The organism is Paraburkholderia mimosarum LMG 23256 = NBRC 106338 (assembly GCF_000739815.1).
Classification (GTDB): Bacteria; Pseudomonadota; Gammaproteobacteria; order Burkholderiales; family Burkholderiaceae; genus Paraburkholderia; species Paraburkholderia mimosarum.
In genome coordinates this window covers 1-1,167 of the sequence record NZ_BBJJ01000317.1, presented here as the reverse complement: position 1 = coordinate 1,167, position 1,167 = coordinate 1, and the positions used below count along the sequence as shown (strand labels likewise).

Annotated in this window: 1 protein-coding gene; it reads left to right on the top strand. The window is 63.7% G+C overall.

The annotated features are described in order from the left end of the window. Positions 1-1,167, top strand: a 1,167-nt coding sequence (tuf, locus tag BMI01S_RS37655; protein WP_255217868.1) for an elongation factor Tu, incomplete at both ends; no start/stop codon positions are given.

Sequence of the window (1,167 nt, the reverse complement as noted above, 5' to 3'; positions counted from 1 at the left end):
GGACCAAGCCGCACGTGAACGTGGGCACGATCGGTCACGTTGACCACGGCAAGACCACGCTGACGGCAGCGATCACGACGGTTCTGACCGCCAAGTTCGGCGGCGAGGCGAAGGCGTACGACCAGATCGACGCCGCGCCGGAAGAAAAGGCACGTGGTATTACCATCAACACCGCGCACGTCGAGTACGAAACGGCCAACCGCCACTACGCACACGTCGACTGCCCGGGCCACGCTGACTACGTGAAGAACATGATCACGGGCGCGGCGCAGATGGACGGCGCAATCCTGGTGTGCTCGGCCGCTGACGGCCCGATGCCGCAAACGCGTGAGCACATCCTGCTGGCCCGTCAGGTCGGCGTGCCGTACATCATCGTGTTCCTGAACAAGTGCGACATGGTCGACGACGCCGAGCTGCTCGAGCTGGTCGAAATGGAAGTGCGCGAGCTGCTCTCGAAGTACGACTTCCCGGGCGACGACACGCCGATCATCAAGGGTTCGGCCAAGCTGGCGCTGGAAGGCGACAAGGGCGAGCTGGGCGAAGTGGCGATCATGAACCTGGCCGACGCACTGGACACGTACATCCCGACGCCGGAGCGCGCGGTTGACGGCGCGTTCCTGATGCCGGTGGAAGACGTGTTCTCGATCTCGGGTCGCGGCACGGTGGTGACGGGTCGCGTCGAGCGCGGCGTCGTCAAGGTCGGCGAGGAAATCGAAATCGTCGGTATCAAGCCGACGGTGAAGACGACCTGCACGGGCGTGGAAATGTTCCGCAAGCTGCTCGACCAGGGTCAGGCAGGCGACAACGTCGGTATCCTGCTGCGCGGCACGAAGCGTGAAGACGTGGAGCGCGGCCAGGTGCTGGCCAAGCCGGGTTCGATCACGCCGCACACGCACTTCACGGCTGAAGTGTACGTGCTGAGCAAGGACGAAGGCGGCCGTCACACGCCGTTCTTCAACAACTACCGTCCGCAGTTCTACTTCCGTACGACGGACGTGACGGGCTCGATCGAGCTGCCGAAGGACAAGGAAATGGTGATGCCGGGCGACAACGTGTCGATCACGGTGAAGCTGATCGCTCCGATCGCGATGGAAGAAGGTCTGCGCTTCGCAATCCGCGAAGGTGGCCGTACCGTCGGCGCCGGTGTCGTCGCCAAGATCATCGAGT